We start from the raw sequence: 6,244 nt of genomic DNA, 5'->3' as shown, positions 1-6,244 counted from the left end.
CCCGGCCCGCGGGCCCCCCCCCCCCCCCCACCCCCCCCGCCCCCCCGCCCCCCCCCCCCCGCCCCCACCCCCCCCCCCCCCCCCGGGCGGCCCCGGCCCCCCCGCCCCCCCCCCCCCCCCCCCCGGAACCCGGCGGTGCGCTGCGGCCCGGTGTGGATCTCGGTCGATGGCTGAGGGCACCCTACCTGCGATGTCACGTTTTTGTAACAGCAGTAGGAGAACTCCGCCAAGTGCCGTGGGACACACTCCCGAAATCTGGACCTCACTGGCCCACATTCGGTTCACGTGAGAGGCTTACCGGCATGACCGCTGCAATTGACCGCCGCTTCGTGGCCCGCCGCCACGTCGACTACGGCCGTGTCTTCAGCGCGATGTGTCCGGCTTCCTGACGCCGCCCCCCTTTATTCCGGGCGCGGACGACAAGCCGGCCCTCTCCCGACGCTGAAGTCGCGGAGCCTCCACCAGGCCGCGATTGTCCTCCGGTGCCCACGAAACCCGGAGGACCGCCGCCATGGCGCCCAGCAACACTCCCGCAACGCCGACCGCTCGCCCCCGTAAGGCGCGCGGCGAGGGTCAGTGGGCGCTCGGACACCGCGAGCCGCTCAACCCGAACGAGCGCAGCAAGAAGGACGACAACCCGCTCAACGTCCGGGCGCGCATCGAGAACATCTACGCCCACCGGGGCTTCGCCTCCATCGACCCCGCCGACCTGCGTGGCCGTTTCCGCTGGTGGGGGCTCTACACCCAGCGCAAGGCCGGGATCGACGGCGGCCGCACCGCGGTGCTGGAGCCGGAAGAGCTCGAGGACGAGTACTTCATGCTCCGCGTCCGCATCGACGGCGGCGCGCTCAACCTGGCCCAGCTGCGCACGATCGCGCAGATCTCCACCGAGTTCGCCCGCGACAGCGCGGACATCACCGACCGGCAGAACATCCAACTGCACTGGGTGCGCGTCGAGGACGTGCCGGAGATCTGGCGCCGCCTCGAAGCGGTCGGCCTGCAGACCACCGAGGCGTGCGGTGACTGTCCCCGCGTCGTCCTCGGCAGCCCGGTCGCCGGCATCTCGGTCGACGAGGTGATCGACGCGACCCCGGCGATCGACGAGATCCTCGCGCGGTACATCGGCGACCCGGCGTACTCGAACCTGCCCCGCAAGTTCAAGACCGTCATCTCCTGGCTGGCCGACGGGCCGTACCTGGCCAACGACGTCTCCTTCGTCGGCTCGGTCCACCCGGACCACGGCCCCGGCTTCGACCTCTGGGTCGGCGGCGGCCTCTCCACCAACCCGCGGCTGGCCGAGCGCCTCGGCGTGTGGGTGCCGCTGGCCGAGATCCCGGACGTCTGGGAAGGCGTCGTCGGGATCTTCCGCGACTACGGCTACCGCCGGCTGCGGCACCGCGCCCGCCTGAAGTTCCTGCTGGCCGACTGGGGCGTGGAGAAGTTCCGCGAGGTCCTGGAGAAGGAGTACCTCGGTCGCGCGCTGATCGACGGTCCCGCCCCGGACCTGCCGGAGAAGCCGATCGACCACATCGGCGTGCACAAGCAGAACGACGGGCGCAACTACGTCGGCGCGGCCCCGATCGTGGGCCGGTCCTCCGGCAAGCAGCTCAGCGACCTGGCCGACCTGGCCGAGCAGCACGGGTCGGACCGGGTGCGGCTCACGGCGTACCAGAAATTGCTGGTTCTTGATGTTGCCGATGACCAGGTGGAATCGCTGATCACGGGACTGCGGGGGATCGGCCTGGAGGCGCGGCCCTCGGCGTGGCGGCGCGGCACGATGGCCTGCACCGGCATCGAGTACTGCAAGCTCGCGATCGTCGAGACCAAGGCCCGCGGCGAGGAACTGGTCGCGCGCCTCGAAGAGCGGCTCAAGGACTTCGACGCTGACATCTCGGTACACATCAACGGCTGCCCGAACGCCTGCGCCCGCACCCAGGTCGCCGACATCGGGCTCAAGGGTCAGCTCATGCTCAACTCGCACGGCGAGCAGGTCGAGGGCTTCCAGATCCACCTCGGTGGCGCTCTCGGCATGGCCAAGGGTGAGACCGCCGGCTTCGGCCGGAAGCTGCGCGGCCTCAAGGCCACCGCAGAAGAGCTTCCCGAGTACGTCGAACGGGTCGCTCGCAACTACCTCGACGGACGTTCCGACGGTGAGACGTTCGCCAACTGGGTGATGCGGGCGGAAGAGGCGCTTCTCAAATGAGCGACGCCCGATCCGCCCCGCTCTACTGCCCTTACTGCGGTGAAGAGGACCTCCGCCCCAACGAGTCCTCGCACGGCGCCTGGGAGTGCCACTCCTGCGCCCGAGTCTTCACGGTCAAGTTCAACGGGTTGTTGCCGTCCAAGGGAGCTAATCGATGAGCATCCTCAACGCCGCCGGCCTGGGCCTGATCAACCTGGGCGCGGCCCCCGCCGCCGCCCCCGCTGACCCCGCCCGCCGCAGCCCCGAGGAACTGCGGGAGCTGGCCCTCGCGGCGGCCCGCGACCTCGAGGGCCGCCCCGCCGAGGAGATCGCCAAGTGGGCGACCGACACCTTCGGCGCGCGGTTCTGCGTCACCAGCTCGATGGCCGACGCCGTGGTCGCGCACATCTTCTCCCGCGTCGCACCCGGCGTGGACGTGGTCTTCCTCGACACCGGCCTGCACTTCCCGGAAACCCTCAAGGTCCGGGACACGGTCGCCGCCACCATGAACGTCAACGTCCGCTCGATCCGCCCGCGGATGACGGTCGGCCGGCAGGACGCCGAATACGGGCCGCGGCTCTTCGCCCGCAGCCCCGACGAGTGCTGCTTCATGCGCAAGGTCGAACCACTGGAGCGCGCCCTCGCCGAATACGACTCCTGGGCCACCGGCCTGCGCCGCGACGAATCGCCGACCCGCGCCAACACGCCGGTCGTCGCCTTCGACGCCAAGAAGGGCAAAGTCAAGGTCAATCCGATCGCGGCGTGGACCCAGGCGGACGTGGACCGCTACATCAGCCGGTGGAACGTGCCGGTGAACGAGCTGTTCAAGAAGGGGTACGGGTCGATCGGCTGCTGGCCGTGCACCCGGCGCACCAAAGCCGGGGAAGACCCGCGCGCCGGCCGCTGGGCCATGTTCGAGAAGACCGAATGCGGTCTGCACGTCTGACCCCGGCCCGCCCCGCCGTGGTCCTCGTGGCCCACGGCAGCCGGGACCCGCGGGCAGCCGCGTCGACCGAGGCGCTCGCCCGGGCGGTACGGAAGGCACGGCCCGAGTGGCTGGTCCGGGCCGCGTACCTGGACCATGCCGGGCCGCGGCCGCTGGACGTACTGGCCGCAGCCGGGCGTCGGCGCGCGGTGCTGGTGCCTTTGCTGCTGACCGCGGCGTACCACGGACGGGTGGATCTGCCCGCGGTCGTCGACGCGGCAGCCGAACTGCCGGTGGACGTGGTGCTGGCCGACGTACTCGGGCAGGGGACGCCGCGGCTGCTGCTGGACGCGCTCGTGCGGCGGCTTCCGGTGGAAGAGTTCGACGCGGTGGTGCTCGCCGCGGCGGGAACCCGGGTCGCGGCCGCGCGGAAGACCGTGGAACAGGCTGCGGTGGCGCTCGGAGAACGGCTCGGGAGGCCGGCCGCGGTGTCGTACTCGTCCGGGGTGGGGCCGCGGGCCGGGGACGCTGTGCGGGCACTACGGGAAGGTGGGGCGCGGCGGGTTGCGGTGGCCGGGTACTTCCTGGCGCCCGGGCTGCTGTACGACCTGGCGGTGGAGTCGGCGGTGGAAGCCGGAGCGGTGGGGGTGGCTGAACCGCTCGGCGATGCGCCGGAGTTGGTCGGGCTGATCGCGGCTCGGGTGGCGGCCGCCGGAGTGCGCGCGCTAGCCGCCGCCTGAAACCACCCGGCCGGCAGCCACCCCGCCGCCGGTCGCCGTGCGGGCGTGCGGGCCTGCGTCGCGGCATGAAACCGCTCGGCTCACCGTCGCCGGGGCGGGGGAGTGCCGTGCCGGAACTCGTCGTGGATTGAAGGTGCCGGGCTCGCGGGTTGCGGGGGCGCCGGGGTTCGCTGCGGCGTGAAGCTGCCCGAGGGGTGTCTCGGGCCTGCGGAAGGACCTCTGGCGCCCAGCCGGGCCGGGCAGCTGGCTGTGGGAGGCGCTTGCGCGGCTGGAACCGACCAACACAACCCACCCACCCCACTGGGGGAAGCCCCGCTGACCATTGTCGCGTGAAATCGGGTCTGCTCGCCGCCGCCCTGTGGACAACCCGCCAGTGTGGACAACCGGCAACCGCCCTCAGCGCCCCCGCGGACCGCCGATCCACCCGCACCGGAGGTATCGACACCGCACCGTCCACATCCGATCAGCAGAGCCCATCTCCGTCGATCGGTCACGCAAAGTGATGATCACTCTGCGCTATGCGACAAGGGGAGCCGGGAATAGATCATCTACAACGGAGTGTGCCGGAGTGACGACGGAAACCGATCGATCGCCAATTTCGAGATCATTTCGGGAGTGCGGGCAAACGTACGGTGATCGAATTGACGCTCAGCGGAATGGGAGCTGTGGGTAAGCGAACCGAAACAGCAAGACGCCCCGGTGCCGTTCCGGCCCGGGGCGCAAATGCTGTGCGGGGGATTGATTCAGGCAGTGGGGGCGGAGACCCGAAGGCCGCCACGACGCTTGACCGCGCGCCGTTCGTCTTCGCTCATTCCGCCCCATACGCCGGCGTCCTGACCGGACTCGAGCGCCCACTGAAGGCAAGACTCGGTCACAGGGCACCGCCGGCACACGGCCTTGGCCTGCTCGACCTGCAGGAGCGCGGGGCCGGACGTCCCGATCGGGAAGAACAGCTCCGGGTCCTCGTCGCGGCAGATCGCATCGTGACGCCAGTCCATGGCGGCAAACTCCTTGTTTCGGATGGGGTAATGAAAACAGTGCTGTTTACCTATATGCATGCGCCCGCAGTGCCGACGGGTTGTACCCGTACACTCACCGGAGCGTCAGCAAGCCTTTGTGTTTGGTAGCCGTTCTGCGCTTCTTGTTTAGGAACGCGCACAAGCCGCTACCGGTTACTTCTTATCGCTTGTGAATGCTTTCACGAACTCTCGCGATGTCAAGGGTAGCGCTGGAAGTTTCTTCCAGCGGGTGAGCTGCCTCACGCACCCTTATGTCCGGTTCTGCTGCTGTTGCCAGAGCCGGTTGACGAACGCTCCCATCAATGTAGTACGGTCTCGCCCACTTCGCCGACCTTTTGCCCGTGTTTCTGTAACGGATCGTGAGCACGTCCCGAAAGACGTACCCCGAAGTCAGCAGATCACACGCAGCGCTGATGGGACGGACACGAAGTGCACCTTCTGCCGCTCGCCGAGATAGTCCCCGTCCAGCTGGAACGCCTGGGGTCGGGACGCGATCACGGTGAACTCGGCAAGGTCGTGCAGACGAACTACTTGTTTACCGTGTGGATCACCGGATCGCCACGCGACTTGTGTCACCGTCTTCGCTGTTGCGTAAATCTTGAGTTTGCGCAGGGCCAGCACGTCGAGCCCGAGATCGAACGAAGCGTCCGGATTCGGGTCCATCGGACGGTCACCGGCGTACGTCCATGGGGCCGTGTTCTGGATGATCACCGTGCTCAGCCCGGTCTCCGGCAGCTCACCCGGACGCTCCAGGGCCATCGGCGGATCGGACCGCTTGATGCCGGTGAAGAGCTGGCCGACCATCGACCGCAGGTAGAGACCCGGCGTCGACGTCCGGCCGCGCAGCCGGGCCTGCTCGACCCGGCGGATCACTGCGGCGTCCAGGCCGAGGCCGGCGGCGAAGGTGAAGAAGCGATCATCGGCGCGACCGAGATTGATCACCCGGTGCCGGCCGTCGCGGAGGCCGTCCAGGATCACGCTCGTCCCGTCCACCCAGTCGCGGGGGAGTCCGAGCGCGCGGGCGAAGACGTTGGTGGAACCGCCGGGGACCACGGCGAGCGCCGGCAGCCGGTACGCGGACGGACCGGTCAGCCCGGCGAGCGTGCCCGGCGCGGTCATCAACCCGTTCACCGCCTCGTTCACGGTGCCGTCGCCGCCGAGTGTGACCACCACGTCGATGCCGCTCTCGGCCGCGTCGCGGGCCAGTGTGGTCGCGTGCCCGCGACGCTCGGTGTAGCGCACCGTCAGGTCGACGGCGCTCTCCAGCGCGCGGACCAGAACATCCCGGCTGCGCTCGGTGGTCGCCGTCGCACGAGGGTTGACCACCAGCAACGCACGCATGGGCGGCACCTTACCCGGCCGAACCGGTTCCGGCTGT

At 69.6% G+C, this 6,244-nt stretch carries 5 protein-coding genes; 3 read left to right on the top strand and 2 right to left on the bottom strand.

Translation table 11 applies throughout. From position 1 onward, the window contains the following. Window positions 1–511: 511 nt before the first annotated feature. From ACH442_RS09810 to ACH442_RS09800, 3 genes are all read left to right on the top strand, one after another. Entirely contained in the window at window positions 512–2,203 is a 1,692-nt protein-coding gene (locus ACH442_RS09810) for a nitrite/sulfite reductase (RefSeq protein ID WP_396337527.1), read from the top strand. A 154-nt stretch (window positions 2,204–2,357) separates the two neighbouring features. Beyond that, window positions 2,358–3,128, top strand: a complete 771-nt coding sequence (locus tag ACH442_RS09805) for a phosphoadenylyl-sulfate reductase (protein WP_396337526.1) — start codon at window positions 2,358–2,360, stop codon at window positions 3,126–3,128. Beyond that, window positions 3,110–3,847: a sirohydrochlorin chelatase gene (locus ACH442_RS09800; protein ID WP_396337525.1), complete on the top strand. Its 738-nt coding sequence runs from the start codon at window positions 3,110–3,112 to the stop codon at window positions 3,845–3,847. Before ACH442_RS09805 ends, ACH442_RS09800 begins: the two co-directional genes overlap by 19 nt. 743 nt (window positions 3,848–4,590) lie before the next feature. Here the strand turns inward: ACH442_RS09800 and ACH442_RS09795 are convergent. Further along, a complete protein-coding gene (locus tag ACH442_RS09795) occupies window positions 4,591–4,845 on the bottom strand; it encodes a WhiB family transcriptional regulator (protein WP_067697263.1) in 255 nt (84 codons plus the stop codon). 411 nt (window positions 4,846–5,256) lie between these two features. After that, the gene (locus ACH442_RS09790) at window positions 5,257–6,207 is read right to left on the bottom strand and encodes a diacylglycerol/lipid kinase family protein (RefSeq protein WP_396337524.1); all 951 of its coding nucleotides are present in this window, start codon (window positions 6,205–6,207) and stop codon (window positions 5,257–5,259) included. Window positions 6,208–6,244 lie beyond the last annotated feature (37 nt).

The organism is Actinoplanes sp. NPDC020271 (assembly GCF_044388125.1).
GTDB lineage: Bacteria > Actinomycetota > Actinomycetes > Mycobacteriales > Micromonosporaceae > Actinoplanes.
Note: the sequence above shows the minus strand (reverse complement) of the source record. Positions and strands in the feature narration are given on the sequence as shown.

What these genes read in the sequence shown, in the direction of transcription:
- ACH442_RS09790 (WP_396337524.1), bottom strand. Translation starts at nt 6,207, where the DNA reads ATGCGTGCGTTGCTGGTGGTCAACCCTCGTGCGACGGCGACCACCGAG.
- ACH442_RS09805 (WP_396337526.1), top strand. Translation starts at nt 2,358, where the DNA reads ATGAGCATCCTCAACGCCGCCGGCCTGGGCCTGATCAACCTGGGCGCG.
- ACH442_RS09795 (WP_067697263.1), bottom strand. Translation starts at nt 4,845, where the DNA reads ATGGACTGGCGTCACGATGCGATCTGCCGCGACGAGGACCCGGAGCTG.
- ACH442_RS09800 (WP_396337525.1), top strand. Translation starts at nt 3,110, where the DNA reads ATGCGGTCTGCACGTCTGACCCCGGCCCGCCCCGCCGTGGTCCTCGTG.
- ACH442_RS09810 (WP_396337527.1), top strand. Translation starts at nt 512, where the DNA reads ATGGCGCCCAGCAACACTCCCGCAACGCCGACCGCTCGCCCCCGTAAG.